General features: G+C 73.9%; 22 protein-coding genes. 16 read left to right on the top strand and 6 right to left on the bottom strand.

Annotated elements, in window-relative coordinates; translation table 11 throughout:
* Positions 1 to 70: 70 nt before the first annotated feature.
* The 12 genes from OG403_RS08910 (at position 71) to OG403_RS08855 (ending at position 15,414) form a co-directional block, all read left to right on the top strand.
* The gene (locus OG403_RS08910; protein ID WP_442910883.1) at positions 71 to 877 is read left to right on the top strand and encodes an SAM-dependent methyltransferase; all 807 of its coding nucleotides are present in this window, start codon (positions 71 to 73) and stop codon (positions 875 to 877) included.
* Positions 878 to 912: 35 nt separating this feature from the next.
* On the top strand, positions 913 to 2,997 hold the full coding sequence (locus OG403_RS08905; protein ID WP_329562923.1) for a putative bifunctional diguanylate cyclase/phosphodiesterase: 2,085 nt from the start codon (positions 913 to 915) through the stop codon (positions 2,995 to 2,997).
* A 416-nt stretch (positions 2,998 to 3,413) separates the two neighbouring features.
* On the top strand, positions 3,414 to 4,193 hold the full coding sequence (locus tag OG403_RS08900) for a glycosyltransferase family 2 protein (protein WP_329562921.1): 780 nt from the start codon (positions 3,414 to 3,416) through the stop codon (positions 4,191 to 4,193).
* A complete protein-coding gene (locus OG403_RS08895) occupies positions 4,190 to 5,509 on the top strand; it encodes a glycosyltransferase (RefSeq protein ID WP_329562920.1) in 1,320 nt (439 codons plus the stop codon). The genes OG403_RS08900 and OG403_RS08895 overlap by 4 nt, the downstream gene beginning before the upstream one ends.
* A 3-nt stretch (positions 5,510 to 5,512) precedes the next feature.
* On the top strand, positions 5,513 to 6,880 hold the full coding sequence (locus OG403_RS08890) for a lipopolysaccharide biosynthesis protein (RefSeq protein ID WP_329562918.1): 1,368 nt from the start codon (positions 5,513 to 5,515) through the stop codon (positions 6,878 to 6,880).
* The gene (locus OG403_RS08885) at positions 6,880 to 7,851 is read left to right on the top strand and encodes a glycosyltransferase family 2 protein (RefSeq protein WP_329562917.1); all 972 of its coding nucleotides are present in this window, start codon (positions 6,880 to 6,882) and stop codon (positions 7,849 to 7,851) included. The genes OG403_RS08890 and OG403_RS08885 overlap by 1 nt, the downstream gene beginning before the upstream one ends.
* Positions 7,848 to 8,675, top strand: coding sequence for a polysaccharide deacetylase family protein (locus OG403_RS08880; RefSeq protein WP_329562915.1), 828 nt, complete (start codon positions 7,848 to 7,850; stop codon positions 8,673 to 8,675). Before OG403_RS08885 ends, OG403_RS08880 begins: the two co-directional genes overlap by 4 nt.
* Before the next feature lie 153 nt (positions 8,676 to 8,828).
* Positions 8,829 to 10,670: a glycosyltransferase gene (locus tag OG403_RS08875; protein WP_329562913.1), complete on the top strand. Its 1,842-nt coding sequence runs from the start codon at positions 8,829 to 8,831 to the stop codon at positions 10,668 to 10,670.
* Positions 10,670 to 11,980 (top strand): family 16 glycosylhydrolase, encoded by a 1,311-nt coding sequence (locus tag OG403_RS08870; RefSeq protein ID WP_329562911.1) that lies wholly within the window; start codon positions 10,670 to 10,672, stop codon positions 11,978 to 11,980. The genes OG403_RS08875 and OG403_RS08870 overlap by 1 nt, the downstream gene beginning before the upstream one ends.
* Positions 11,981 to 12,011: 31 nt before the next feature.
* Positions 12,012 to 13,259 carry a carboxylate--amine ligase gene (locus tag OG403_RS08865; RefSeq protein ID WP_329562909.1) on the top strand — a complete coding sequence of 416 codons (1,248 nt, stop codon included), beginning with the start codon at positions 12,012 to 12,014 and terminating at the stop codon, positions 13,257 to 13,259.
* A 74-nt stretch (positions 13,260 to 13,333) separates the two neighbouring features.
* Positions 13,334 to 13,699 (top strand): hypothetical protein, encoded by a 366-nt coding sequence (locus tag OG403_RS08860; protein ID WP_329562907.1) that lies wholly within the window; start codon positions 13,334 to 13,336, stop codon positions 13,697 to 13,699.
* 89 nt (positions 13,700 to 13,788) lie between these two features.
* Positions 13,789 to 15,414: a hypothetical protein gene (locus tag OG403_RS08855; RefSeq protein WP_329562905.1), complete on the top strand. Its 1,626-nt coding sequence runs from the start codon at positions 13,789 to 13,791 to the stop codon at positions 15,412 to 15,414.
* A gap of 7 nt (positions 15,415 to 15,421) precedes the next feature.
* Here OG403_RS08855 and OG403_RS08850 read toward each other — a convergent pair whose 3' ends face one another.
* On the bottom strand, positions 15,422 to 16,036 hold the full coding sequence (locus tag OG403_RS08850) for a TetR/AcrR family transcriptional regulator (RefSeq protein WP_329562903.1): 615 nt from the start codon (positions 16,034 to 16,036) through the stop codon (positions 15,422 to 15,424).
* A 109-nt stretch (positions 16,037 to 16,145) separates the two neighbouring features.
* Between OG403_RS08850 and OG403_RS08845 the strand changes: the two genes are divergently transcribed.
* From OG403_RS08845 to OG403_RS08835, 3 genes are read left to right on the top strand one after another with little or no spacing between them, the layout of a single operon-like run.
* Positions 16,146 to 16,901, top strand: coding sequence for an SDR family oxidoreductase (locus OG403_RS08845; RefSeq protein ID WP_329562901.1), 756 nt, complete (start codon positions 16,146 to 16,148; stop codon positions 16,899 to 16,901).
* Positions 16,898 to 17,683, top strand: coding sequence for an SDR family oxidoreductase (locus tag OG403_RS08840; protein WP_329562899.1), 786 nt, complete (start codon positions 16,898 to 16,900; stop codon positions 17,681 to 17,683). Before OG403_RS08845 ends, OG403_RS08840 begins: the two co-directional genes overlap by 4 nt.
* Positions 17,680 to 18,636 (top strand): NADPH:quinone oxidoreductase family protein, encoded by a 957-nt coding sequence (locus OG403_RS08835; RefSeq protein WP_329562898.1) that lies wholly within the window; start codon positions 17,680 to 17,682, stop codon positions 18,634 to 18,636. The genes OG403_RS08840 and OG403_RS08835 overlap by 4 nt, the downstream gene beginning before the upstream one ends.
* A gap of 47 nt (positions 18,637 to 18,683) precedes the next feature.
* On the opposite strand, the gene OG403_RS08830 is transcribed toward OG403_RS08835, so the two are convergent.
* From OG403_RS08830 to OG403_RS08810, 5 genes are all read right to left on the bottom strand, one after another.
* The gene (locus tag OG403_RS08830) at positions 18,684 to 19,715 is read right to left on the bottom strand and encodes an acyl-CoA dehydrogenase family protein (protein WP_329562896.1); all 1,032 of its coding nucleotides are present in this window, start codon (positions 19,713 to 19,715) and stop codon (positions 18,684 to 18,686) included.
* Complete coding sequence (locus OG403_RS08825) at positions 19,712 to 20,893, bottom strand: acyl-CoA dehydrogenase family protein (protein WP_329562895.1); 1,182 nt, start codon at positions 20,891 to 20,893, stop codon at positions 19,712 to 19,714. Before OG403_RS08825 ends, OG403_RS08830 begins: the two co-directional genes overlap by 4 nt.
* Positions 20,890 to 22,068: an acyl-CoA dehydrogenase family protein gene (locus OG403_RS08820; RefSeq protein ID WP_329562894.1), complete on the bottom strand. Its 1,179-nt coding sequence runs from the start codon at positions 22,066 to 22,068 to the stop codon at positions 20,890 to 20,892. Before OG403_RS08820 ends, OG403_RS08825 begins: the two co-directional genes overlap by 4 nt.
* 5 nt (positions 22,069 to 22,073) lie before the next feature.
* The gene (locus tag OG403_RS08815) at positions 22,074 to 23,072 is read right to left on the bottom strand and encodes a phosphotransferase family protein (RefSeq protein ID WP_329562892.1); all 999 of its coding nucleotides are present in this window, start codon (positions 23,070 to 23,072) and stop codon (positions 22,074 to 22,076) included.
* Between the two features lie 126 nt (positions 23,073 to 23,198).
* Positions 23,199 to 24,845, bottom strand: coding sequence for a purple acid phosphatase family protein (locus OG403_RS08810; RefSeq protein WP_329562890.1), 1,647 nt, complete (start codon positions 24,843 to 24,845; stop codon positions 23,199 to 23,201).
* A gap of 274 nt (positions 24,846 to 25,119) precedes the next feature.
* Between OG403_RS08810 and trpS the strand changes: the two genes are divergently transcribed.
* Positions 25,120 to 26,127 carry a tryptophan--tRNA ligase gene (gene trpS / locus OG403_RS08805; RefSeq protein ID WP_329562888.1) on the top strand — a complete coding sequence of 336 codons (1,008 nt, stop codon included), beginning with the start codon at positions 25,120 to 25,122 and terminating at the stop codon, positions 26,125 to 26,127.
* Positions 26,128 to 26,243 lie beyond the last annotated feature (116 nt).

The following is a 26,243-nucleotide window of genomic DNA, read 5'->3' as shown; positions in this document are numbered from 1 at the left end:
TGCAGTCACCCATTGTTCATAGGATGATCTAAATGCCTCTTGTCTATTTCTGTGTCGGAAGGGGTCCCTGATGCGGCGACCACCGTGGGTGCCCGAGGGTATGGATCTTGACCGGCCGGCAGCGGCCCGCGTCTACGACTACTACCTGGGGGGCTCGCACAACTTCGCCGCGGACCGGGAGATGGCGCGCAAGGCGATCAAGATGTGGCCCGACCTGCCGCACATCATGCGGGCCAACCGGGCCTTCCTGCGCCGCTCGGTCACCTTCCTCGCCGAACAGGGCTTCACCCGCTTCCTGGACATAGGCTCCGGCATCCCGACCTTCGGCGCGGTGCACGAGGTGGCCCGCGAGATCCAGCCGGACAGCCGGGTGGTCTACGTCGACAAGGACCCGGTCGCCGTCGCGCACAGCCGCCTGCTGCTGCAGGACGACCCGCTCAGCACCGTGGTCGACGCCGACCTGACCAACCCCGCCGACCTGCTCGCCCGCCCCGAGGTGGCCGAGCTGCTCGGCGCCGGCGAGCCGGTCGCGCTGCTGCTGGTCGCCGTGCTGCACTTCGTCACCGACGAGCAGGACCCCGAAGACATCATGCGCACCCTGCGCGCGGCGCTGCCGCCGGGCAGCGCGCTGGCCATCTGCCACGCCTCCCTGGAGGGCCGCCCCGACCAGGCCGAGACCCACCAGGACCTGTACAACCGCACGCCCACTCCGCTGACGATGCGCTCGGTCGAGCGGATCACCGGCTTCTTCGACGGCTTCGAGCTGGTCGAGCCGGGCGTGGTCTACCTGCCGCAGTGGCGCCCGGACGAGCCCACCGCGGTCGGCGAGCACCCCGAGCGGATGGTCGGCCTGGCCGGTGTGGGGCTCTTGACGTGACTGGGCCGCAGCCGGCCGGCGAGAGAGCGGTTGCCGTGTCCCCCACCGTGTCGCAGACCCCCGACCCGGACCAGTGGGCCCGGCTGCTGCGCGGCAGCCAGGGCGCGGCGATGCACCCCGGCGCGCTGAACCGGCTGGTCAGCCGCACGGTCGAGCTGCTGCACGACGCCCAGCGGGCGCGACCGCTGGACACCGGCGCCGCCGCCGAGGCCGGCGCGCTGCTGGTCGAGGCCCACTTCACCGATCCCGAGCTGCTCTCCCGGGCGATCGGCCTGCTGGTCAACGGTGAGCGCCGGCAGCAGGCGGCCGAACTCGCCGGGGCCTTCGCCTCCGGCTGGGCCTCGGCGCTGCGCGAGCGCACCCTGCAGGAGCAGGAGGCCATCCGGCTGGCCGCCGACAGCGCCCGCCGGGAGGCCGAGCGGGCGCTGCGCGAGTCCGAGGCCCGGTTCCGGGCGCTCTTCGAGAGCGCCGCGATCGGCATCGGCATCGGCGACGTCGAGGGCAACATCCTGGCGGCGAACAAGGCGCTGCAGGACATCTTCGGCGCCCGCCCCGAGGACATGCAGGGCCGCCGGGTCAACGACCTGGTGCACCCGGAGGACACCCCGGGGGTCTGGGAGGCCTACGAGGAGCTGGTCAGCGGCAAGCGCGAGCACTTCTCCTTCGACAAGCCGTACTACCGCCAGGACGGCGAGGTGGTCTGGACCCACCTGACCTGCTCGCTGATCCGCGACGACGACGGCACGCCGGTCTACCAGGTGGCGATGCTGGAGGACATCACCGACCGCTACCGCCTCCAGGAGCGGCTGCGCCACCAGGCCACCCACGACCCGCTGACCGGCCTGCCCAACCGCTCGGCCTTCTTCGAGCAGTTGGAGGCGATCTTCGAGGATCCGGCGCCCGGCGCCCGGTTCGGCCTGTGCTACGTCGACCTGGACGGCTTCAAGGTGGTCAACGACTCGCTGGGCCACGAGACGGGCGACCAGCTGCTGGCCGCGGTCGCGCTGCGCCTGGAGGCGGCGTTGCGCCCGCTGGGGCACCTGGTGGCGCGGCTGGGCGGCGACGAGTTCGTGGTGCTGCTGGAGGACTGCCGGGGCGAGCAGGAGGCGGTGGCGGCGGCCAAGACGGTGCTGGCGGCGCTCGCCAAGCCGGTGCCGGTCGACGGGCACCGGCTGGCGGTCGGCGCCAGCGTCGGCGTGCTGGAGCGGCCGGTGGCGGCCACCACGCCGATGGCGGCGGTGCGGGCCGCCGACCTGACCCTCTACCGGGCCAAGGAGGAGGGCCGCGGCCGGTGGACCCTCTTCGACCCGCAGCGCAACGCCCGCGCGGTGAGCCGCTACGCGGTCTCGGTGCGGATGCCGGTCGCGCTGGACCGCGGCGAGTTCTTCATCGACTACCAGCCGCTCTGCTCGCTCGCCGACGGCTCGCTCTCGGCGGTCGAGGCGCTGGTCCGCTGGCGCCACCCGCAGTTGGGCGTGCTCGGCCCCGACGAGTTCATCGGCACCGCCGAGGAGACCGGCCTGATCATGCCGCTCGGGCGCTGGGTGCTGGAACAGGCCTGCGGTCAGGCGGCCGACTGGGTAAGCCGGTTCGGCGACCGGGCGCCGCAGGTCAACGTCAACCTGGCGGTGCGTCAGGTGCGCAACGCCGGACTGGTCCCGGACATCGACCGGATCCTGCGGGGCACCGGTCTGGACCCCAAGCGGCTGACCCTGGAGATCACCGAGAGCGCGGTGGTCGGACCGGAGGACGAGTCGCTGCGGGCCCTGCACTCGCTGGTCGACATGGGGGTCTCGCTCGCCGTGGACGACTTCGGCACCGGCTGGTCCAACCTCGCCTACCTGCGCGACCTGCCGGTCTCCGGACTGAAGATCGCCGGCTCCTTCGTCAGCGACCTCAAGGAGTCCGGGCGCGAGCAGGTGCTGGGCTGGCGGATCATCGGCGGTCTGGTGTCGCTGGCGCACACCCTGGGGCTGACCGTGACCGCCGAGGGCGTGGAGAACGCCGACCACGCCGACCGGTTGCGCGCGATGGGCTGCGACCAGGCGCAGGGCTGGCACTTCGGGCGGCCGATGCGGCCCGAGGAGATCGCCCGGCGGATCATCGCGGCCGACGGCTGACCGGCTCGACGATCCGTCGACAGGTCCCCCTGAAGGCCGCCCGAAGGCCGCCCGAAGGCCGTCCCGACGGCTGCCCCGAAGGCTGTCCCAGAAAAGCGGACATTAAGCAAATACCTCGGCAAATTACTGGAATTGCATAGAAAAGCCCTTGACTCCGTGTGAACGCGGTGCCCATGATGGGGGCCTGGTACCGCACCGCGGGGGGTGTTCCGACCGGCGGTTGCGGCGGGCGTCAGAGGCTCGCGGGGGCGCGCGGGGGTTGAGCCTCTCCGGGATTCAGGAGACGTGTTCACCACCTCCTGCTGACGCGCCCGATCGGCCAGTCACCCGTGGTGGGCGGCCTGCCCCGTTCACCCTTCATCGCCGGGTCGCGCTCCGCGCGGGCCGAGCTCTGTGCCTCCGAGAGGCAGTCACCCATGAGTACCACCATGCCCAAGGGCCGTCGCGCCGACGATCGCGTGCTGCGCCGGGCCGGGGACCGGGCCGCGGTGCGACACACCGTCAGCCTGGTCGTCCCGGCCCGTGACGAGGCCCGCAACATCCCCTGGGTGTTCGAACAGATCCCGCGCTGCGTGGACGAGGTCCTGCTGGTCGACGGCGACTCCACCGACGCCACCCTGCGGATGGCCACCAGCTGCCTGCCGTCCGTGCGCACCGTGCGCCAGAGCGGCCCCGGCAAGGGCAACGCGCTGCGCACCGGCTTCGCCGCCGCGACCGGGGAGTACGTCGTGATGATCGACGCCGACGGCTCGATGTCGCCCGGCGAGATCCCGCACTACATCCACTTCCTGGACCACGGCTACGACTTCGTGAAGGGCTCGCGCTACCTCTCCGGCGGCGGTTCCAGTGACCTCACCACCGTGCGGTCTCTCGGCAACCGGGCCCTGCTCGCCGTGGTCAACCGGCTCTACGGGGCCCGGCTGACCGACCTCTGCTACGGCTTCTGCGCGTTCCGGCGCGGCTTCCTGGACACCCTGGAGCTGCGCGCCACCGGCTTCGAGATCGAGGCCGAGATGGTCGCGCACGCCCTGCGCAAGGGACTTCGGATCGCCGAGGTCCCCAGCTTCGAACTCCCTCGCCGCGGTGGGCGCTCGCACCTGCACGCGGTATCGGACGGCCGACGGGTACTGCGTACCCTGATCGCCGAGCGCCCGGGTGCCCGGCCCGCACGGACGAAGGCCGTGGGGGAGCGATGAACGGCTCCGACCGGCGTCCCAACCCGGCCTGCCCCCGCCCTGCCGCCCGCGACTCGCTCTACACCCCCGTGCAGGTCGTCGAGTTGGACCTGGAGGCGCCCGGCGAGCTGCGCTCGCCCGGCGGCCAGGCGCCGACCGGCCCTGACGGACGCGTGTTGGCGTTGGTGCGGCTGCGTGGACACCCGCTCGGGCTGGTCACCGCCAGCGGCGCACCCGGCGACCGGGCCGGACTGTGCCGACTGCTGGTCGATGCCGCACATCGTGAACTCGCCCACCAGGCAGCGCAGCCGGCGGACCTGCCGGCGAGCTCGGCGGCCCGCGCGGCAGCCGTGCCGCCCGGCCCCGCCGCCGCCCCGCCGCTGATCAGCGTGATCGTCGCCACCCACAACCGGGTGGACCAACTCCAGCTCTGCCTCGACTCGTTGCTGCGCGGTGACTATCCGCGCCACGAGCTGATCGTGGTGGACAACGCGCCGTCGAGCGACGACGCCCGCACCCTGGTCCGCACCCGCTACCCGAGCCAAGTGCGCTACCTGCGCGAGCCGGTGGCGGGGTTGGCCAGGGCCCACAACCGGGCCCTGGCCGCCGCGCGCGGCACCATCTGCGCCTTCACCGACGACGACACGCTGGCCGATCCCGGCTGGCTGGCCGCGCTGGCCCGGACCTTCGCCGCCGACCCGCGGGTGGGCTGCGTGACCGGGCTGGTCCTGCCGGCCGAGCTGCAGACTCCGGCGCAGGCTGCCCAGGAACGGCTCTGCGGCTTCACCAAGGGCTTCCGCCCGGCCAGTTGGTCGCTGGCCCGGCCGCCGCGCGACCCGCTCTTCCCGTTCACCGCCGGATCCTTCGGCACCGGCGCGAACATGGCCTTCCGCACCGCGGCGCTGCGCGGGATGGGCGGCTTCGACCCGGCGACCGGCGTCGGCACGCCGGCCAAGGGCGGGGACGACCTGCTCGCCTTCTTCCGGACGCTGGCGGCCGGCTGGACGCTGGCCTACCAGCCGGAGGCGCTGATCTGGCACCGCCACCAACGCCGTTCGGCGGCCGTGGTCAACCAGGCGTTCGGCTACGGCGCCGGCTGCGGCGCCTTCCTGCTCGCCGCCCTCGCCGCCGAACCCGGCATGCTCCCGGCCCTGGTGCGCCGGCTGCCGGGCGGCGTGCGGCACGCCCTGCGCCGCCGCACCCGCTACCAGCAGGCCGCCTCGCCCGGCGTCGAGCCGACCGGCGACACACTGGTCCGCCAGGAGCTGCGCGGGCTGGCCTACGGCCCGTTCGGCTACCTGCGCAGCCGCGCCAGGGAACTGCGGATCGAGGCCTGAACCATGGCCGCCCTGCGCACTCCGGCGTCGCGACCACCAGGGTTGCCGGCGGCGCAGTGCGGCTATCCGGAACTGCTGCGCACCCGGGTGCGCGGACTGCCGGCCGTGCGCCGGCTGCGCGCCGAGCCCGCCGACGGCGGCCGGCTGCTGCGCAACGGCCATCTGCTGACCCTCAGTTCACTGCTCACCGCCTCGCTGGGCGCGGTCTTCTGGCTCTTCGCCACCTCCTGGTACAGCGTGCGGGACGTGGGCCTGGCCTATGCGGTGGTCTCCGCCGCGACGCTGCTGGCCGGCTTCGGCCAGCTCAACCTGAACGACGTGCTGATCCGCTTCCTGCCCGCCGCCGCCGGGCGGCGGCCCGCCCGGCTGGTGCTGCGCTGCTACCTCGCGGCCGGGACGGCCAGTGCGCTGGCCGCTGTCGGATTCCTGCTGCTGATCCCGAGGCTCGCCCCGGGGCTCGACTTCCTGCGGAGCTGGCCGGCCGCGCTGGGCTTCGTGGCGGGCACCGCCGGATACGCGATCTTCGTCATCCAGGACGGCGCGCTGACCGGGCTGCGCCGACCCGGCTGGGTGCTCGCCGAGAACGGCGTCTTCGCGGTGGTCAAGACGCTGCTCCTGCTGCTCTGCGGGCTGCTGGTGGTGCGCTCCGGGATCCTGCTCTCCTGGGCCGGCGCGCTGGCCGTCTCGCTCACCGTCACCAGCGGCTACCTGTTCGGCCGGGCGCTGCCCGAGCGCCGACGGCAGCGGCACCCGGACCCGCTGCCGACCGGGCTGCTGCGCTACGCCGCCGCCGACTACCTCGGCTCGCTGTTCCGGCTGAGCGCCTACAACGTGGTGCCGCTGCTGGTGCTGAACCAGCTCGGCCCCGAGCACAACGCCTACTTCTCGCTGGCCTGGGTGATCGCCTACGCGCTCTTCCAGGTGGCCTGGAACATGAGCGCCTCGCTGATCGTGGAGGCCGCGCACGAACCCGCCCGGCTGGCCGAGCACGCCCGCACCGTACTGCGGCACAACGCCGCGCTGATCGGCGCCGGCGTCGTGCTGGTGATCGCGCTGGCCCCCTGGGTGCTGCGGGTCTTCGGTCCCGGCTATGCCGCCGAGGGCACCACCCCGCTGCGGCTGCTGGCGCTGGCCGCGCTGCCCAACCTGGTGCTGGACGTGGCCATCGCGGTGGCCCGGGCCCGGCGGCGACTCGGCTGGGCGGTCGGCCTGCAGGGCGCGCTCTGCGTGCTGGTGCTGGGCCTGGTGACCGTGCTGATGCCCGTCCTCGGGCTGACCGGAGTGGCGCTGGCCTGGCTGCTCGCCGAGTGCGTGCTGGCCCTGCCGCTGCTGCTCACCATGCGGCGCTGGCTCCCCGAACGGAGGACGTGATGAACACCCTGCCCACCCTCTCCGTCGTGATCTGCGCCTACACCACCCGGCGTTGGGACGACCTGACCGCCGCCGTGCGCTCGGTGCGCGGCCAGCGGCACCCGGCCGAGCAGCTGCTGCTGGTGGTCGACCACTGCCCCGAACTCGCCGAGCGCGCCGAACAGGCCTTTTCGGACGTCGAAGTGACGGTCAATCAAGAAGCGCAAGGGCTCTCCGGGGCCCGCAACACCGGGGTGGCCGCCGCGCGCTGCGAGGTGGTCGCGTTCCTGGACGACGACGCCGCGGCCGACCCGGACTGGACCCGGCAGCTGCTGGCCGGCTACCGCGAACCCGCGGTGCTGGGCGTGGGCGGGCTGGTCCGGCCCGCCTGGGAGCGGGGCCGACCGGCCTGGTTCCCGCCCGAGTTCGACTGGGTGGTCGGCTGCTCCTACCGCGGCCTGCCCGAAGAGGCCTGCGGAGTAAGGAACTTCATCGGTGCCAACATGTCCTTCCGGCGCGCCGAACTGCTCGCCGCCGGGGGCTTCCGGGTCGACCTCGGGCGGGTCGGCACCCGGCCGACCGGCTGCGAGGAGACCGAGCTGTGCCTGCGGCTGGCGGCCCGCAACCCGGGCGCCGTGCTGCGCTACGAGCCGGCCGCGGCCGTGCGGCACCACGTGCCCGCCGCACGGGCCCGGTGGACCTACTTCCGCGCCCGCTGCTACGCCGAGGGCCGCTCCAAGGCGATCGTCGCCCGGTACAGCGGGCCCGGGGCGGCGCTGGCCAGCGAGCGGCGCTACCTGCGGGCCACCCTGCCGAAGGCCGCGCTGCGCGCGGTGCGGCCGGGCGCGGCGGGCGATGTGCGCACCCTGGCCGCGCTCTGCCTGGGCACCGGGGCCACCGTGCTCGGATTCCTGACCGGCAGCTGGGCCGCCGCCCGGCCGGCGCGTGACACCGGCTCGCTGCGGCCCGCCCTGGGGGGTGGTGGGCCATGACCGCCGTGCCCGTGCTGCGCTACCACTGCGTCAGCGCCGACCCGCCGGGCTGGGTCGCCCGCTACGCCGTCACCCCGCAGGTCTTCGCGGAGCAGCTGAGCCGACTCGCCGACGCCGGGCGGACCGTGGTGCCGCTGCGGCGGCTGGTCGCCGCCCAGCGCGGCGGGCACCAACTCCCCGAGCGCAGCGTCGTGCTGACCTTCGACAACGGCTTCGCCGACTTCTACTGGACAGTGGCCCCGCTGCTCGGCGAGCGCGACCTGCCGGCCACCCTCTACCTCACCACCGGCGCCATCCACCCGCCGGGCGAGCAGGCCGCGGGCAGCCTGCTGCCACCCGCCGACATGCTGAACTGGCGCCAGGTCACCACCCTGGACGCCTACGGCTTCGTCGACCTGGGCGGGCAGAGCCGCTCCCACCCGCAGCTCGACACCCTGCCGCGCGGGCGGCTGGACGCCGAGATCGAGGGCTGCAAGCTGGAGCTGGAGGAGGCCCTGGGCCACCCCGTCACCAGCTACGCCTACCCGCACGGCTACTCCAGCGCCACCGTGCGCCGGCGGGTGCGCGCGGCGGGCTGGTCCTCGGCCTGCGCGACGGCGGACTGCTTCAGCTCCGCGGGCGACGACCCGTTCCTGATCGCCCGCCTGACGGTCCGCGCCGACACCCCGCCGCAGGTGTTCCAGCACTGGGCCGAGGGCCTGGGCGCCCCGCTCGCCCCGCGCGGCGAGCGGCTGCGGACCAGGAGCTGGCGGCTGTACCGCCGCGTCCGGGCCGCCCTGGGCAGCCCCGTCGGCGGCCGGGCCGGTGGGTCCCCGTGGGGATGAGCCCCGGCCCGTCGCCCCGCTCACACCTGTGGCGGCGCTCGGATGCGTCCGCCGTGGCCGACTGGGAGGCTGAACCATGATCAACGCACTGACCCGGACCGGGCCGGCGGGCGGACCGTGCCGGTACCGGCACACCGCCCGCGGGGTCGGCTGATGTTCTCCCGGCCGGGCGCCACGGCGCCGCCCACCGAGGTGGTGGGCGGGCCGGCCCCGGCGCGCCCCGGCCGGCGAGACCCGGCCCGGCGCCCGCCCGGCCCGCTGCCCCGGATCCTGCTGCCCGCCGCGCTCGTCCTGTGGCTGCTCTCGCTGCGCCACGTCCGACTGGACCGGATGGGCGACCTGGGCCTGCTCCAGGTCCTGCCGGCGCTCTACTGGGTGGCGCTGGCCCTGCTGCTGCTCGGCTTCGTGACGCTGCTGCGGCAGGGCACCCGGCTGGGCAACGCCTGGCCGGCCGGGTACGTGCTCGGCCTGATCGCGATGATCCACGCCACCCCGAGCCTGCTCTACCCGGCGCTGCGCTACTCCTGGGCCTGGAAGCACGTGGCGGTGGTGGACGCGATGCTGCGCCACAACGGCACCGTGCCCAACGCCCAGGGGCTGGAGATCTACAACCAGTGGCCGGGCTTCTTCCAGCTCAACGTGCTGCTGCTGCGGGTCACCGGCCACTCCTCGGCGCTGGGGTACGCGGTCTGGGGGCCGGTGATCTTCAACGTGCTGCTGATCCCGCCGCTGCTGCTGCTCTTCAGCTCGGTCACCCGGGACCGGCGGCTGGTCTGGGGCGCGGTGTGGATCTTCTTCTCGGCCTCCTGGGTCGGGCAGGACTACTTCTCGCCGCAGGCCTTCGCGTTCGTGCTGTACGTCACGGTGCTCGCGATGGTGGTGCGCCGGCTGCAGCGGCAGCAGGCACCGGTCGGGGCCTCCTCCTCCGGTTCGCCCGCACCGCCGGCCCGGTCCGACGCGGGCGGCTGGCCGTGGCGCCGGCTCGTCCTGGTGCTGCTGCTGGAGGCCGCGATCGTCAGCTCGCACCAGCTGACGCCGGTGATGCTGATCGTGACCCTGTTCGCCCTCGCGCTGCCGCGCCGCAACCGCCGGGTGGTGCTGCCGGTGCTGGCCGGGGCGCTGATCATGACGGTCGGCTGGGACACCACGGTGGCCTGGCCGTACGTGTCGGCCAATCTGCACGACTTCCTGTCGGCGCTGGCCCGGCCGGACGACAACGCGGTCGCCGGGCTGGCGGGCCTGGGCGCCGCCGCGCCGGGCCAGGTGCTGGTGGCCTGGGTGGACCGGGTGATGTCGGCGGGGATCCTGCTGCTCGCGATCGGCGGCTTCGTGCGCCGGCCGTGGGTGCGCCGCACCGGCCTGCCGGCCGCCGCGGTGGCCCCGGGGCTGCTGCTGGTCGCCAACACCTACGGCGGGGAGATGATCTTCCGGGTCTACCTCTTCGCGCTGCCCGCCATCGCCTTCCTGGCCGCGACGCTGGTCCTGCGACCCGGCCCGCGCTCGCGGCTGCGCGGGTCGCTGGTGCTGCTGGTGGCCTGCGGCCTGGTCGGCGGGCTGCTCTTCGGCTACGACAGCAAGGAGAGCATGAACTACTTCACCAGCGACGAGGTGACCGCCACCCGCGAGCTGGTGGACAGCGCGCCGCCCGGCGCGCGGATCGTCTCGGTCACCGGCAACCTGCCCGGCGACGAGCTGCGCTACGACCAGCATCAGCAGCTGGTGCTCACCGACGGCACGCTGGGCCAGCGGCAGCTGCTGGTCAGCGATCCGGCCGCCGCGCTGGCGCAGGCCGATGCCGGGTTCTCCGGACCGGCCTACCTGATCCTCACCCGGGGGCAGAGCGCCGAGTGCTACCTGACCGGCGTGCTGCCCGCCGACACGGTGCCGCGGGTGAAGGCCGCGGCCGACGCCTCGCCGGAGCTGACGCCCGTCTACCGGGGGCCGGACGCCGACGTCTACCGCTACCTGCCGTCCACTTCCGCGGGAGCCCCCTGATGAACCGCTCGGTACGGATCGCGCTCGCCCTCTCCGGATGGATCGCGCTGCTCGCCACGGCACTGCCGGCCGCCGGGCCGCTGCGCACCGTGCTGACGGCCGCCTTCGTGCTGGTCTGCCCGGGGGCCGCGGTGCTCCGCCCGGCATTGTCGCCACGGGCGGCGGACGCGGGCGGACGCACCGCGCTGGACCTGCTGGAGGACCTGGTGCTGACGCCCGCCGTGAGCCTGGCGCTGGCGGTGCTGGTCGCGCAGGCGTTCCTGCTGAACCACGCGTTCACCGTGCCGCGTGCGCTGGGCGTGCTGGCCGTCGTCACCACGGTGGCCGCGCTCTGGCCGGGGCGCCGGGGCCCGCGCCGCCCGGCTCGGGCGGACGCGGCGGGTCCCGCCGGTGGCGGTGAGCGCTCGTCGGGCGGCCGGCCACCCGGGGCAGCGCCCACCGCGCCGCGCGCGGCGCTGCCCCGGGCGGGGACGGCCGGTGTGCTGCTGCTGGCCACCGCCTGCACCGGTGGCGGCGTCCCGGCGCTGAGCGGCTCGACCACCGGCGGTGGTCCGCCCGTCCCCGTCGCCGCGGCGGCGACCGCCCCTGCCGCCGCCGGCCCCTGGCGCCTGGTCCTCCAGGACGACTTCAACGGCACCGAGCTGGACACCGCCCGCTGGGCCCGCTGCTACGACTGGAACGACGGGGGCTGCACCAACGCGGGCAACCACGAGGCCGAGTGGTACCTGCCCGGCCAGGTCTCGGTGGGCGACGGCGCCGCCACCCTGACGGCCGCGCGCCGCGACACCGTGGGCAGCGACGGCAAGACCTATCCGTGGACCTCCGGCATGATCACCACCGGCCGGGACTCCTGGAACGCCACGCCCCGGGAGACCTTCACCCACGGCTACTTCGCCGCCGCGCTGCGGATCCCGCCGCAGAGCGGGATGTTCCCGGCCTTCTGGCTGATGCCGGACACCCGGACCACCCCGCCCGAGCTGGACGTGGCCGAGTTCGCCGGCAGCACCCAGCAGGTGTCCATGAACGTGCACTGGCGCGGCGCGGACGGCAGCGACCAGCACGTCGGCCACAACGTCGGCCCGGTCGACTTTCCGGCGGCCACCCACGTCTTCGCGATGGACTGGGAGCCGGGCGCGATCACCTGGTACGTGGACGGCGTCCAGCAGTGGCGGGTGACCGATCCGCAGCAGATCCCCGACGTCCCGATGGAACTGCTGGTCAACCTGGCCGTCGGCTACCCGAGCGCGCCGCCGGCCTCGGTCAACTCGGCCGCGCTGACCGTGGACTGGGTGCGGGTCTGGCAGCACTGACCGCGAGGCACCGGATCGAATCGAGGTAACCATGATGGACACCCTTACCTGTGCCGGTCCCGAACTGGACCGCACCGTACCGGCGTTGCTGGTCAAGGTGGGCCACTACCCGCAGCACCACGGGGGCCTGGGCGTGGTGCGGACGCTGGCCCGGGCCGGCGTGCCGGTGTACGCGATGGTCGAGGACCGCTACACGCCGGTCGCGCTCTCGCGCTACCTGGCGGGCCGCTTCGTCCATCCGACCAGCGGCCTGGAGCCGCCGGAGCACCTGGTGTCGGCGCTGCTGGCGATCGGCCGGGCGATCGGCCGCCCGGCGGTGGCGGTGCCCACCGACGATGAGGCGGCAGTCCTGCTGGCCGAGCACGCCGACCGGCTGGCCGGCTCCTTCCTGCTGCCGCCGGTCCGTGCCGGGCTGCCGCGCCGGCTGGCCAACAAGGCCGGGATGTACCGGATCTGCCGGCAGTACGGGGTGCCCACCCCCCGGTCCTGCGCGCCGCCCGACCGCGCCGCGCTGCTCGAACTCTGCCGGGACTGGGGCTATCCGCTGGTGCTGAAGAACCTGGAGGCGTACACCAGGCTGCGGGCCCCGGTGGTCGGGCACACCACGCTGGTGCGCGACGAGGACGAGCTGCGCGCCGTGGTGCCGCGCGACGGCGAGATCTCGGTGCTGGCCCAGGAGTACCTGCCGCCCGAGTCCTCGCAGGACTGGACCACCCACCTCTACTGCGGCGCGGGCGGTGCGGTCCGGGTGGTCTTCACCGGCCGCAAGCTGCGCTGCTGGCCGCCCGAGAGCGGCATCGCGTCCCGCGCGGTGGCCGAGCGCGACGAACAACTGGCCCGGCTCGCGGCCGGGTTGTGCCGCGCGCTCGGCTACAGCGGGGCGGCCGACCTGGACTGGCGGCTCGACCTGCGGGACGGCCGCTTCAAGCTGGTCGACTTCAACCCCAGGACCGGAGCCCAGTTCCGCGCCTTCGAGAACCTGCGCGGGGTCGACGTGGTGCGGGCCATGCACCTGGACCTGACCGGACGGCGGGTCGAGGCGGCCGGTCAACTCACCTCGCGCACCTTCGTGGTGGGCCAGCTCGACCTGCCCTCGGCGCTCGACTGGGCCCGGGTGCACCGTCGCCTGCCGCCCGCCGTGCTGCCGCACCGCGGCATCGAGCGGTCCTGGCTGCACGCCGACGACCCGCTGCCGGCGGCCGCCGAGGCGGTCCGCTTCACGGGTCTGGTGGCCCGCCGGCTGGCCGGCGCGATGTGCTCGCGGGCGGGGCGCTCTTGACAGGTGGGCATGTGCGCGACAAATTTACCGGAAGCGGGAAGCACGGGATCCACCCCAGGACAAGGAGCCCCGTTGTGCAGAAGTCCCTTCTCGGGCCGCTGGCGGCGGTCCTGCTGGGTGCCGTGAGCGCGACCGGAGCCCTGCTGGTGGTCGCCTCCGCGCAGGTCGCCGCACCGGTGGTCGTCTCCGTCGGCCCCGCCGCCCGGGCCGGCCTGACCGCCCACGTCTGCCACGTCGGCCGGATCGCCCAAGCCGCCCGAGCCGCCCGTGTTGAGCACGGTGCCCGCACCGCCGCCGTCGGCTTCACGCCCCAGCCCGCCGGACCGCAGGCCGACCCGGCCGCGGTGGTCTGGCGTGCGGCGCCGCATGGTGCGGTGGTCCGCGCCCAGCGGCTCACGGCCCGGCGGGGCTGCCCGGCGTCAGCGGCAGGTAGGAGTTGACCTCGGCGATCCCACCCGACTCCAGGTAGTGCGGGTGGGCTGCGGCCGATCGATGGTGGCCCGGTCGACCGGGTGGCAGAGTCGGTGCGGTGGACGCCAGCAACTACCGGATGGTCGTCACCAGCGGGTACGACTACGTCAGCACCGGCTCGATCGCCGATGGCCAACTGCGCCGCTGGCTGCGCGATGTCGAGAAGCTCGACCCCGACGACCTGCCGCCCGGGGTCCGGCTGGACACCGACTCGGCGGCCGACCTGCACGGTGCGTACACCCGCTGGCGGTTGCGCGAGAGCGGCCCGGACGGCATCCGCCAGCTGACCCTGGTGGTCCGCGCCCGGTCCGGTGACACCGGTCCGTGGGTGCGGCTCGAGGTCGAGCACCTGCCGGCCGTCGCCGGTGGACAGCCCGCCCGCAGCGGGGCGCCGGAACTGGCCGCCGCCCTGCTCACCGAAGTGCGGGCCACGGACGGCCCGGTGGCGGTCACCGCCCGGCCCGTCGTGCTGTCCGAGGCCGACCTGCCCCGGCTGCTCGACGAACTGCGCGATCGGCGGCGGCGGTTGCCCGTGGTGCTGCTCGCCGTCCCGCCCGCCCTCGCCGAGCCGCTCGCGGGTGAACTGGCCGGACTGGCCGTCGGGTACCTGCTGAACCCGGAGGTGGCGGCGGCGGTCAACCAGGTGCTGGTGAACCACCGGGTGCCGCCCGGTGGCGCCCGCTGCTACCTGCCCGGAGTCGAACCGGAGCAGGCCGTGGACGGCTTCCGGCATCCGGCGATCCCGGCCTTCCCCCGGCTCGGCCAGGGCGACGAACTGGCCCGTGCGGCCCGGCTGCTGGCCAGGCTGCCGCGCCGGCTCGCGGTCCGGGCCCCGCTGCCCGCCGAGTTGGCGGCCCTGCCCGCGCTGCGCACCCGGCCGAGCACCGCGGCCGACGCGTGCCGCTCCGAGCTGGAGCACCTGCGCGCGGACAACGCCGTGCTGAACGCCCTGCTGGACGAGGCCGCGCACGAGGAGACCGCGCGGCTGCGGGAGATCGGCGAACTGCGCCAGGAGCTGCGGGAGAAGGAGGAGCACGCGGCCGACCTGAGCACGGAGCTGGCCGAGCGGGCCGACGAACTGCGGCACGCCGAGGCCCGGTTGCGCGAGGTCCAGCGGTACCTGATCGACCTCGGCGAGGCCGGGGCGGGCTACCGCGCCGCCTACCGCGCGCAGCGCGCACCGCACGGCGGGCCGGTCAGCTTCGAGGAACTGCTGGACCGGTTCGCCGAGTTGCCCGAGCTGCGCTTCACCGGCAGCCGCCGGGTCACCGTGCAGCTGGACGCGCAGGCGCTGGGTGCGGACTGGGCCGCCACCGCCTGGGACGCGCTGCTGGCACTGCGGGACTACGCGCGGGCCAAGCGGGACGGCGGGCACCTGCGCGACTTCCTGCACTGGTGCCGCGAGACGCCGCCCGGCGGCCACCGCTTCCCACCGGGGAAGGTGGTGCGCGACGAGTCGCCGCAGACCTCGGGCCGCAAGGCCTGGCGCCTGCAGCGGACCTTCCCGGTCCCGGAGTCGGTGGACCCGAGCGGCGCCGTCTTCATGGGCGCGCACCTGCGGATCGGCGCGGGCAACGCCAAGGCGCCGCGGCTGCACTTCCACGACGCCACCGGGCACGGCGGTCTGGTCTACCTGGGCTACCTCGGGCCGCACCTCAACAACACGCTGAGCAGCAGTATCTGACGGAAGGTCAGACCGAAGCGCCGAGCATCCGCAGGACCAGGTCGCCGTACCGCGCGCCGAGCTGCTCGGGGCTCTCGCTGCTGCGCTCGTTGTACCAGCGGGCCACGTCGATGCCCAGCGAGGTGACCGCGCGGGCGGCGGTGCGGGTCTCGGCGACGGTGAAGACGCCCGTTGACACGCCCTCCTCGATCAGCCGCATCACCGCGTCCTCCATCCGCCGGCGCAGCTCGGCGACCACCGCGAAGTCCTCCTCCGGCAGGGCGCGCAGCTCGTAGTTGACGATCCGGCCGACCGTGTGGCCGCGCGCGTGCCAGGCGGTGAACCGCTCGACCAGGGCGCGCATCCGGGTGGCGGGATCGGCGTCCCGCGCGACCGCCTCCTCGATCAGCGTGAGGGTGGCGGCGTGCCCGTTGCGGCTGATCTCGGCGAGCAACGCGGCCTTGGAGGGGTAGTGGATGTAGAGCGCGGCCGGGCTCATGCCGGCGGCGGTGGCGATGTCCCGGGTGGTGGTGGCGTGGAAGCCGCGGGAGGCGAAGGAGTCGATGGCCGCGAGCAGCAGCCGGCGCGCGGCCTCGGGGCGCTCCCCGGGCCACAGGTCGGCGAGGTGCGGCTCGGTGGTCATGGTCAACATCCTCGCACGGGGCCCGGCGGAGTCGGGCGGACGGTTGACAGTGTGGCCCGGGGACAAGATGCTAAGCAAGCGCTTAGTTACCTAGGAGTAGAGGACGGCCATGACGTTTACGTTCAAGGGACAGGTGGCCCTGGTCACCGGCGCGAGCCGGGGCATCGGCCTGGGGATCGCCCGTGAGCTGGTGGACCGCGGCGCCCGGGTCTGCATCACCGCCCGCAACCCCGAGCCGCTCGCCGAGGCCGTGCGCGACCTGGGCGGCGAGGCGCACGCCATCGCCGTGGCCGGCAAGGCCGACGACCCCGCGCACCAGCAGGCCGCCGTCGAGCAGGTGATGGCCTCCTTCGGGCGGCTGGACCTGCTGGTCAACAACACCGGCATCAACCCGGTCTTCGGCCCGGTGCTGGACACCGACCTGGCCGCCGCCGCCAAGATCCTGGCCGTCAACGTGCTCGCGCCGCTCGCCTGGACCCGGCTCGCCCACCAGGCCTGGATGGGCGAGCACGGCGGCGCGGTGGTCAACGTCTCCTCCATCGCGGGCCTGCGCACCTCGCCCGGGATCGGTATGTACGGGGTCAGCAAGGCCGCGCTCACCCGGCTCACCATGGAGCTGGCCGGTGAGCTGGGCCCGAACGTCCGGGTGAACGCGGTGGCCCCCGCCGTGGTCAAGACCCGCTTCGCCGAGGCGCTCTACCAGGGACGCGAGGAGGAGGCCGCCGCGCCCTACCCGCTGAAGCGGCTCGGGGTGCCCGAGGACGTCGCGGGCGCGGTGGCCTTCCTGCTCTCCGACCAGGCGGGCTGGATCACCGGGCAGACCCTGGTGCTGGACGGTGGCGTGACGCTGGGCGGTGGGCTGTGACCGCCGGGCTGTCCGGTCGGCGCTGCGTCATCACCGGCGCCGGGCGCGGCATCGGCGCCGCGCTGGCCGAGGCCTTCACGGCCGAGGGCGCGTCGGTGGTGGTCAACGACCTGGACGCCGACGCGGCCCGCGAGACGGCGGCTCGGCTCGGCGCGGTGGCGGTGCCCGGGGACGCGGCAAGCCGGGACGGGGTCGCGGCGCTGATCGAGGCGGCCCGCGCGGAGCTGGGCGGCATCGACGTGTACTGCGCCAACGCCGGGGTGGCGCACGGCGGCGGCGCGGACGCGCCCGAGGCGCTGTGGGCCTCCTCCTGGGAGGTCAACGTGATGGCCCACGTGCGGGCGGCCGAGCTGCTGCTGCCCGAGTGGCTGGAGCGCGGCGAGGGGCGGTTCGTGGCCACCGTCTCGGCGGCCGGGCTGCTCACCATGCTCGGCTCGGCGCCGTACTCGGTCAGCAAGCACGCGGCGCTCTCCTTCGCCGAGTGGCTCTCCGCCACCTACCGCCACCGGGGCGTCAAGGTGCACGCGCTCTGCCCGCAGGGGGTGCGGACCAAGATCCTGGAGGCGTCCGGTGAGCTGGGCCAGGCGCTGATGGGAGCCACCGCGCTGGAGCCGGCGGCGGTGGCCGAGGACGTGCTGCGGGCGATCGCCGAGGAGCGGTTCCTGATCCTGCCGCACCCCGAGGTGGCCGGCTACTACGCGGCGCGGGCGACCGAGCCGGACGGTTGGCTGGCGGCGATGAACCGGCTGCAGCGCAAGTTCGTGGCGGGTGACGCGGCATGAGGGCATGGCAGGTGGGCGAGTTGGGGCTGCCGCGCGAGGTGATGCGGCTGGTCGAGGACGTGCCGCGGCCGGTCGCGGGCGAGCACCAGGTGCTGGTGAAGGTCCGGGCGGCGGCCGTCAACTTCCCGGACGCGCTGATGTGCCTGGGGATGTACCAGGTGAAGCCGCCGCTGCCGTTCACGCCCGGCGTCGAGCTGTGCGGTGAACTGCCCAGTGGGGAAAGGGTGATCGGCAACCCGGTGGCGGGCACCGGCGCCTTCGCCGAGTACGCGCTGCTGGACACCCGGGCACTCTTCGCGGCCCCCGAGGCGCTGGACGACGCCCAGGCCGCCGCGCTGCACATCGGCTACCAGACCGCCTGGTTCGCCCTGCACCGCCGGGCCGCCCTGCGCGCGGGGGAGACCCTGCTGGTGCACGCGGCGGCCGGCGGCGTCGGCAGCGCGGCCGTCCAGCTCGGCAAGGCGGCCGGCGCGAGCGTGATCGGCGTCGTCGGCGGCGCCCAGAAGGCTGCCGTGGCCCGTGAGTTGGGCTGCGACGTGGTGATCGACCGGAAGGCCGAGGACTTCGTGGCGGCGGTCAAGGAGGCCACCGGCGGCCGTGGCGCCGACGTGGTCTTCGACCCGGTGGGCGGCGACGCCTACACCGGCTCCACCAAGTGCGTCGCCTTCGAGGGCCGGATCGTGGTGGTCGGCTTCGCCAGCGGCACCATCCCCGCGCCGCAGCTGGGCCACGCCCTGGTGAAGAACTACTCGGTCCTCGGCCTGCACTGGGGCCTCTACAACACCAAGGACCCGGCTGCCGTCCGGTCCGCGCACGACGAGCTGACCAAGCTCACCGAGCAGGGCGTGGTGCGCCCGCTGGTGAGCGAGCGGCTGCCGTTCGAGGCGGCGGCGGACGGCGTGCAGCGGGTGGCCGAAGGCGGCACCACCGGGCGCGTGGTGATCGGGCTCTGAAGGCAGGGTGTCCCCGGGAAGCGAACTCCCCGGGGACACCCTGCGTCTCAGGCCGGCAGGTCCACCAGCTCGGCCAGCCGGGCCCGGTGCCGGCCCGGGGTGCCCAGCGCCAGCTGGTCCGCCTTGGCGCGCTTGAGGTAGAGGTGGGCCGGGTGCTCCCAGGTCATCCCGATGCCGCCGTGCAGCTGCACGCACTCCTCGGCGGCCCGCACCGCCACCGTGCCGCAGTGCGAGGCGGCCACCGCGACCAGAATCTCGGTGTCCGCCGCGCCGGTGGCCAGCGCGTCGGCGGCGGCCCGGGCGGCGGCGCGGGCGCCGACCACCTCCAGCCAGAGGTCGGCCAGCCGGTGCTTGAGCGCCTGGAAGGAGCCCACCGGGCGGTTGAACTGCCGCCGCTCGCGCAGGTATTCGACGGTGCTGGCCAGGCACCACTCGGCGATCCCCAGCTGCTCGGAGGCGAGCAGCCCGGCACCCGTGAGCAGCGCGCGATCCAACACTGCCGGGTCCTCGGTCACCAACTGGCCCGGGGCGCCCTCGAACTCGACATCGGCCAGCGGCCGGGTCAGGTCCAGCGAGGTGCGCGGGGTGACGGTGACCCCGCTGTCCACCGATGCGCGCTCGACGACCCAGAGCGAGCCGCCCACCACCGGCACCACCAGCAGGTCGGCTGAGAGTGCGTCGGCCACCGAGGTGACCCGCCCGCTCAGCCGGCCGCCGGCCGCCCGCACGCTCGGCGCTCCGCCGGAGAACGGCACCACCAGCGTCGCGGTCCGCTCGCCCACCCGCTCCCAGCCGAGTGCCGCCGTCGCCAGCACCGCGCTGCCGAGGAACGGCGTGGGCGCCACCGAGCGGCCCAACTCCTCCATGACCACGGCCACTTCGCGCAGCGTCCCGCCCACCGCCGGATCCTGCAGCCCGGCCGCTCCCAGGTCCACCGCCAACGCCCGCCAGAGCGCCGGGTCGTAGCCCAGGCCGGCCGAGACCCGGGCCAGCACCACGTCCTGCGGGCTGCGGTCGCGCAGCAGGTCGCGGACGCTGGCCCGCAGCTCCTCCTCGATCTCGGAGTAGAGCAGGTTCACCGGGACAGCTCCTTCCACGGGACGTCCTTGTCCGTGCGCGGCTCGGGCGGCAGTCCCAGCACCCGTTCGGCGATGATGTTGCGCAGGATCTCGCTGGTGCCGCCCTCGATCGAGTTGCCCTTGGCCCGCAGGTAGCGGTAGCCGGCCTCGCGGCCGTTGAAGTCCACCAGTTCGGGGCGGCGCAGCGTCCAGTCGTCGTAGCCCAGGCCCTCCTCGCCCAGCAGCTCGACCTCGAAACCGGTCAACTGCTGGGCCAGCCGGGCGAATCCGAGCTTCCCGCCGGCGCCCTCCGGGCCCGGCTGGCCGGCCGCCAGCTGCTGGCGCAGCCGTTCGCCGGTCAGCCGCAGCACCTCGGCGTCCACCCAGTGCTGGAGCAGCCGCTGGTGCAGCTCGGGGGTGCGCAACTCGGGCCGGGTGCGCCAGGTTTCGGCGACCATGCCGATCAGCCCGCCCTCGCGCGGGACGGCCTGACCGCCGATCGCCACCCGCTCGTTGTTCAGCGTGGTCTGGGCGACCCGCCAGCCCTCGCCGACGGCGCCGAGCCGGTCGGTGTCGGGGATCCGCACGCCGGTCAGGAAGACCTCGTTGAACTCGGCCTCGCCGGTGATCTGCCGCAGCGGGCGGACCTCCACCCCGGGGTCGGTCATGTCGCAGACGAAGTAGGTGATGCCCTGGTGCTTGGGCACGGTCGGGTCGGTGCGGGCGATCAGGATCGCCCAGCGGGCGGTGTGGGCGCTGGAGGTCCACACCTTCTGGCCGTCCACCGTCCAGACCCCGTCCGCGTCGAGCACCGCGCGGGTGGCCAGCGCCGCCAGGTCGGAGCCGGCGCCGGGCTCGCTGAACAGCTGGCACCAGACCTCCTCGCCGGTCCACAACGGCCGCAGCCAGCGCCGCTGCTGCTCGGCCGTGCCATAGCGCAGGATGGTCGGCGCGGCCATCCCCAGCCCGATGCCGATCCGGCGCGGGTCGTTGTCCGGCGCGCCGGCGGCGGCCAACTCGGCGGTCACCACGGCCTGCAGAGCCCGCGGCGCACCGAGGCCGCCGAGTCCGACCGGGAAGTGCACCCAGGCCAGTCCGGCATCGAACCGCGCGCGCAGGAAGTCGAGCCGGTCGACTTCCGAGGGCGGGAAGGCCGCCAGCAGCTCCCGCGTCCGCGCCGTCGGATCGAGGTCGGTCATCCCTGGTACCTCCGCAGCTCACGCCGCGCCAGCGAGCGGCGGTGCACCTCGTCCGGGCCGTCGGCCAGCCGCAGGGTGCGGTTGCCGGCCCAGAGCTGGGCCAGCGGGGTGTCCTGGCTGACGCCCGCCGCGCCGTGTGCCTGCACCGCCTTGTCCAGGATCCACTCGACGGTCTGCGGGACCGCGATCTTGATCGCCTGGATCTCGGTGTGCGCGCCCTTGTTGCCCACGGTGTCCATCAGCCAGGCGGTCTTCAGCACCAGCAGCCTGGCCTGCTCGATCCGCACCCGGGACTCCGCGATCCAGTCCTGCACCACGCCCTGCGCCGCCAGCGGCTTGCCGAAGGCGACCCGCTCGGTGACCCGGCGGCACATCAACTCCAGTGCCCGCTCGGCGATCCCGATGGCCCGCATGCAGTGGTGGATCCGGCCGGGACCGAGCCGGGCCTGGGCGATCGCGAAGCCGGAGCCCGGCTCGCCGATCAGGTTGGCGGCCGGCACCCGGACGTTCTCGAAGAGCACCTCGGCATGGCCGCCGTGGTCGCGGTCCTCGTAGCCGAAGACCGTCATGGCCCGCTTCACCGTGACGCCCGGGGTGTCGCGCGGCACCAGGATCATCGACTGCTGGCGGCGCGCGTCGCCCGTCGGATCGGTCTTGCCCATCACGATGAAGACCGCGCACTCGGGGTTCATCGCCCCGGTGATGTACCACTTGCGGCCGTTGACCACGTAGTCGGCGCCGTCCCGCTCGATCCGGGTCTCGATGTTGCCGGCGTCCGAGGAGGCCACGTCCGGCTCGGTCATCGCGAAGGCGGAGCGGATCTCACCGGCCAGCAGCGGCTCCAGCCACTGCTTGCGCTGCGCCTCGTCGCCGAACTGGGCGAGCAGCTCCATGTTCCCGGTGTCGGGCGCCGCGCAGTTGACCGCGGCCGGCGCCAACAGGATGCTGCGCCCGGTGAGTTCGGCGAGCGGGGCGTACTGCAGGTTGGGCAGCTCGTAGAAGAGGTTCCACAGGCCGCGTGCCTTGGCCTCGGTGCGCAGCTCGCGGATCACCGCCGGGGTCGACCAGTCGTCGTTGGTCTCCAGCCGCTGCTCGGCCGGGTAGACGCACTCCGCCAGGAAGGCGGTGAGCTGCTCGCGCAGCTCCTCGGTGCGGGCGTCGAAGGCGAAGTCCATGCTGCTCAGCGCTCCTTGAGTGCGGTCAGGCCGTGTTCGACGAAGAGCGGGACCAGCTCGCCGACCCGGTCGAAGCCGGCCCCGACGGTGCGTCCCTGGCTGTAGCGGAAGTGGATGCCCTCCAGTACCACCGCGAGCTTGAACGAGGCGAAGGCCACGTACCAGTCGACCTGGCGCACGTCGCGCCCGGACTCGGCCGCGTAGCGCTCGATCAGTTCGGGCCCGCCCGGGAAGCCGGGGGCCAGCGCGACGCCCGGGATCACCCCGGCGAACTGCCCGGCCAGGTCGGTGTACATCGCCAGCAGCCCGAGGTCGGTGAGCGGGTCGCCGAGGGTGGACATCTCCCAGTCCAGCACGGCGGTGATCCGGTCGTCCGGCCCCACCAGCACGTTGTCCAGCCGGTAGTCGCCGTGCACCAGCGCGGGCGCGGGGGAGTGCGGCAGGTAGGCGGTGAGCCGCTCGGCCAGGGTCTGGATCCCGGGCACCTCGCGGCTGCGGGAGGCGGCCAACTGCTTGCCCCAGCGCTGCACCTGGCGGGCCAGGAAGCCCTCGGGGCGTCCGAAGTCGGCCAGGCCGACCTCCTGCGGATCGATCGCGTGCAGCGCGACCAGCGTGTCGACCAGGTGGTCCGCGAGCGCCCGCACCCGCGCGGGCCCGAGCGCGGCCAGGGCCGTGCTGTCGCGGTGCGCGGTGCCCTCGACGAACTCCATCAGGTAGAACGGCGCGCCGATCACCGCCGGGTCCTCGGTCAGCCGCACGGTGCGCGGCACCGGGACGGGCGAGCCGTGCAGCGCGCCGATCACCCGGTACTCGCGGGCCATGTCGTGCGCGGTGGCCAGCACGTGCCCGAGCGGCGGGCGGCGCAGCACCCAGCGCTCGGTGCCGTCGGTCAGCCGGTAGGTCAGGTTGGAACGGCCGCCCTCGATCAGCTCGGCGCTCAGCGGGCCGGTGCCCAGGTGGGCCTGGAGCGCGGCGAGGTCGAGTCCGGGGGGATTGTCGGTCATGGCGTCCTTCGGGAGTGAGACTGACTAAGCGCTTGCTTAGATTGTCGCCCGAGGGAGGAGATGTCAACGGAAACGGGCAGGCCGCGCCCACCGGTGGTGGACGCGGCCTGGCTGCGGCTCGAGCGGTCAGTGGCCGTCGGAGCGCTTGCGCTGCAGGACGAAGGTCTCCAGCGGGTTGATCGACCCGTCCGGCTGGGCCACCGTGTAGTAGGTGACGTGGATGCTGGTGGTGCCGCCCGGCTTGGTGCCGGGGTCCACGGTGAACGCGGCGAAGCCGTAGGAGTGGTCGACGTCGCGCACGCCGACCCAGGGCGCCTCCTCGTTCACGTAGATGGGCGCCCGCTTGCCGGTGCTGCCCACCGGGCCGACCCCGGTGATCACCTTGGCCTTGGCCGGGGCGAAGAACTTGCCGTTGCTGGTCGAGGAGTTGCCGCCACCGCCGAGCACCATGTGCACGGTGCCCTGCGAGGTGTCCATCACGTCGGTCGCGGTGGAGACCGGGTTGGGGGTCAGCGTCTCCGAGCCGGAGATGGTGCCGCGCACCGGCAGCGAGCGCTCGTAGTCGTGCTCGTGGCCGCAGACCACCAGGTCCACCTGGTAGCGGTCGAAGAGCGGGCCCCACTGCTCGCGCACGCCCCGGTCGGCGCCGTTGGCGTCCGAGGAGCTGATCACCACCTGGTGCATGCAGACCACCACCCAGTCGATCGAGCGGTCGGCCCGCGCCTTGCGCAGGTCCTGCTCCAGCCAGGCGCGCTGGGCGCCGCCGCTGTAGCCGTACACGTAGGTGTCACCGGCGTCCTGGTAGGCGACGTCGTCGTTCTGCAGCACCACCACGTGCACCGAGCCGACCGTGAACGAGTACCACAGGCCCTCGGTCTCGTCGTCGCCCCCGTTGCCCGGCAGGTCGAAACGGGTCTGGAAGGCGGAGAAGCCGATCGGGCCGTTGGCCTTCTCGTTCTCGTGGTTGCCGGCCGCCGGCATCCACGGGCGGTACCGCGCCGAGCGGGTGTTGTTGGCGAAGAAGCCCTGCCAGGTGCGCAGCCGGTCGGGCGTGATGTTGGCGTAGCAGAGGTCGCCGTTCAGCAGGTGGAAGAGCGGGTCGACCTGCTCGATGCCGCCCACGATGTCGGCCGCGGCCGGCGAGGCTATGCCGTTGGCGACGGCCGTGAAGCCGCCCTTGCCGTCCGGCTGCCAGGTGGTGTCGGGCACGCTCTGGTCGCCGAAGCTGGTGAAGGTGAAGGCCTGCCGGCCGCGCTGGGCGGTGCGGAAGGTGCCGGCGTCGGGACGGCCGCCGTCGTGCAGCGCGGCGTAGGTGTAGTAGGTGCCCGGGCGCAGGTTCTCCATCCGGGCGTGGTGGGTGTAGACCACCCGGTTGCTGGCGCCGTCGGTGTAGGTGCGGGTGTCGGCCTGCACGGTGCGCCCGAAGCCGCCCTCCAGGGTGCCCAGCTGGACCCGGGGGTTGCGCACCGGTCCCTCGGTGCTCCAGGAGGCGGTCATCTGCCGGGTCGGGTCCGCGCCGAAGGTCAGGTGCAGGCCCTCGACCGGCGGGGCACCGAGCGACTCGGGGCGGGTGAGCAGCAGCGGCGAGTTCTGACCCGACGAGCCGTCACCTGAGCTGCCGTCAGCCGAGGCCGGGGTGGCGGCGAGCAGCGGGCCGGCGGTCAGCGCGGCACCGCCCACCGTGGCGCTCAGCCGCAGCGCGGTGCGGCGGCTGAAGGTGCCGTCGCGGTCGCCGCCGGTGCTCGGCTCAGGGGCTTCGAAGGGCTGGTCCACAGGAACTCCTCGCCTAGGGGTCGTTGAAGGCCGCTCACGCTAGCGGCGGCGTACCCCGGGCCGGTGAACGGGAACCAGCGCCCCACTGAACGCTTTCACGGGTTACAGTGATGGCATGCGCGCACCGCTGCTTTCGCTGAGCTGGTGGCCGTCCTAGGACGGCCGCGCATTCGACATGCCCTGGGCCGTCCGGACGGACGGCCCTTTCGCTTGCTCCCCACGGGCCCTCGTCCGGGCGGCTTCCCCGCCCCGCCCCGTGCAGAGGAGAAGCCAGATGACCAGCCACCCCGCCTTCCGCCCCCGCGTGCTGACCGGCGACCGCCCGACCGGACCGCTCCATCTCGGCCACTACTTCGGCTCGTTGCAGAACCGGGTACGCCTGCAGGCCGAGGGCGCCGAGCTGTTCGTGGTGATCCCGGACTACCAGGTGCTCACCGACCGCGATGTGGCCGAGCAACTCCAGGAGCGCGTCGAGGGGTTGATTCTGGACTACCTGGCCGTCGGGATTGACGCCGAGCAGGCGGTGATCTTCACGCACAGCGCGGTGCCCGCGCTCAACCAGCTGCTGCTGCCCTTCCTCTCCCTTGTCAGCATCGCCGAACTGCAGCGCAACCCCACGGTCAAGGACGAGATCGCGCACTCCCGGCAGGCGCAGGTCAGCGGCCTGATGCTGACCTACCCGGTGCACCAGGCCGCCGACATCCTGTTCTGCAAGGCGCACCTGGTGCCGGTCGGCCAGGATCAGCTGCCCCACCTGGAGGCCACCCGGACCATCGCCCGCCGGTTCAACGCCCGCTACGCGCACGGGGCTTCGCCGATCTTCCCGGAGCCGGAGGCGCTGCTCTCGGCGATGCCGCTGCTACTGGGCACCGACGGCGGCAAGATGAGCAAGAGTCGGGGCAACGCGATCGCGCTGGGCGCGAGCGAGGACGAGACGGCCAGGCTGATCCGGGGTGCCAAGACCGACCCCGAGCGCCGGATCAGCTTCGACCCCGAGCGCCGGCCCGAGGTCTCCAGCCTGCTCAGCCTGGTCGCGCTCTGCCAGGGCCGGGACCCGCACTCGGTGGCCGAGGAGCTCGGCGACGGCGGGGCGAGCGCGCTCAAGGCACTGGTCACCGAGGCGGTGAACGAGCACCTGCGGCCGATCCGCAAGCGCCGGGCCGAGTTGGCGGGCGACCGCGGCCACCTGCGCGCGGTGCTGGCGCGGGGCAACACCCGGGCCAACGAGATCGCGGAGGTGACGCTCGCGGAGGTGACGGCGGCGATGGGGATGCGGTACTGATCCTTGGAGGTTCATCCAAGAGTCGGTGGGCGAACCCGGTGATCCGGCAGGACCTATTGACGAGCGAGGGCGGGCTTCCTAGATTCACTCCAACGCGGAAGCAAGTTTCCGCATCG

The organism is Kitasatospora sp. NBC_01266, assembly GCF_036242395.1.
GTDB lineage: Bacteria > Actinomycetota > Actinomycetes > Streptomycetales > Streptomycetaceae > Kitasatospora.
The sequence above is the reverse complement of the archived record's forward strand: the minus strand, read 5'-3'. Positions and strand labels throughout refer to the sequence as shown.

What these genes read in the sequence shown, in the direction of transcription:
- OG403_RS08910 (WP_442910883.1), top strand. Translation starts at nt 71, where the DNA reads ATGCGGCGACCACCGTGGGTGCCCGAGGGTATGGATCTTGACCGGCCG.
- OG403_RS08900 (WP_329562921.1), top strand. Translation starts at nt 3,414, where the DNA reads ATGAGTACCACCATGCCCAAGGGCCGTCGCGCCGACGATCGCGTGCTG.
- OG403_RS08895 (WP_329562920.1), top strand. Translation starts at nt 4,190, where the DNA reads ATGAACGGCTCCGACCGGCGTCCCAACCCGGCCTGCCCCCGCCCTGCC.
- OG403_RS08890 (WP_329562918.1), top strand. Translation starts at nt 5,513, where the DNA reads ATGGCCGCCCTGCGCACTCCGGCGTCGCGACCACCAGGGTTGCCGGCG.
- OG403_RS08885 (WP_329562917.1), top strand. Translation starts at nt 6,880, where the DNA reads ATGAACACCCTGCCCACCCTCTCCGTCGTGATCTGCGCCTACACCACC.
- OG403_RS08880 (WP_329562915.1), top strand. Translation starts at nt 7,848, where the DNA reads ATGACCGCCGTGCCCGTGCTGCGCTACCACTGCGTCAGCGCCGACCCG.
- OG403_RS08875 (WP_329562913.1), top strand. Translation starts at nt 8,829, where the DNA reads ATGTTCTCCCGGCCGGGCGCCACGGCGCCGCCCACCGAGGTGGTGGGC.
- OG403_RS08870 (WP_329562911.1), top strand. Translation starts at nt 10,670, where the DNA reads ATGAACCGCTCGGTACGGATCGCGCTCGCCCTCTCCGGATGGATCGCG.
- OG403_RS08865 (WP_329562909.1), top strand. Translation starts at nt 12,012, where the DNA reads ATGATGGACACCCTTACCTGTGCCGGTCCCGAACTGGACCGCACCGTA.
- OG403_RS08850 (WP_329562903.1), bottom strand. Translation starts at nt 16,036, where the DNA reads ATGACCACCGAGCCGCACCTCGCCGACCTGTGGCCCGGGGAGCGCCCC.
- OG403_RS08845 (WP_329562901.1), top strand. Translation starts at nt 16,146, where the DNA reads ATGACGTTTACGTTCAAGGGACAGGTGGCCCTGGTCACCGGCGCGAGC.
- OG403_RS08835 (WP_329562898.1), top strand. Translation starts at nt 17,680, where the DNA reads ATGAGGGCATGGCAGGTGGGCGAGTTGGGGCTGCCGCGCGAGGTGATG.
- OG403_RS08825 (WP_329562895.1), bottom strand. Translation starts at nt 20,893, where the DNA reads ATGACCGACCTCGATCCGACGGCGCGGACGCGGGAGCTGCTGGCGGCC.
- OG403_RS08820 (WP_329562894.1), bottom strand. Translation starts at nt 22,068, where the DNA reads ATGGACTTCGCCTTCGACGCCCGCACCGAGGAGCTGCGCGAGCAGCTC.
- OG403_RS08815 (WP_329562892.1), bottom strand. Translation starts at nt 23,072, where the DNA reads ATGACCGACAATCCCCCCGGACTCGACCTCGCCGCGCTCCAGGCCCAC.
- trpS (WP_329562888.1), top strand. Translation starts at nt 25,120, where the DNA reads ATGACCAGCCACCCCGCCTTCCGCCCCCGCGTGCTGACCGGCGACCGC.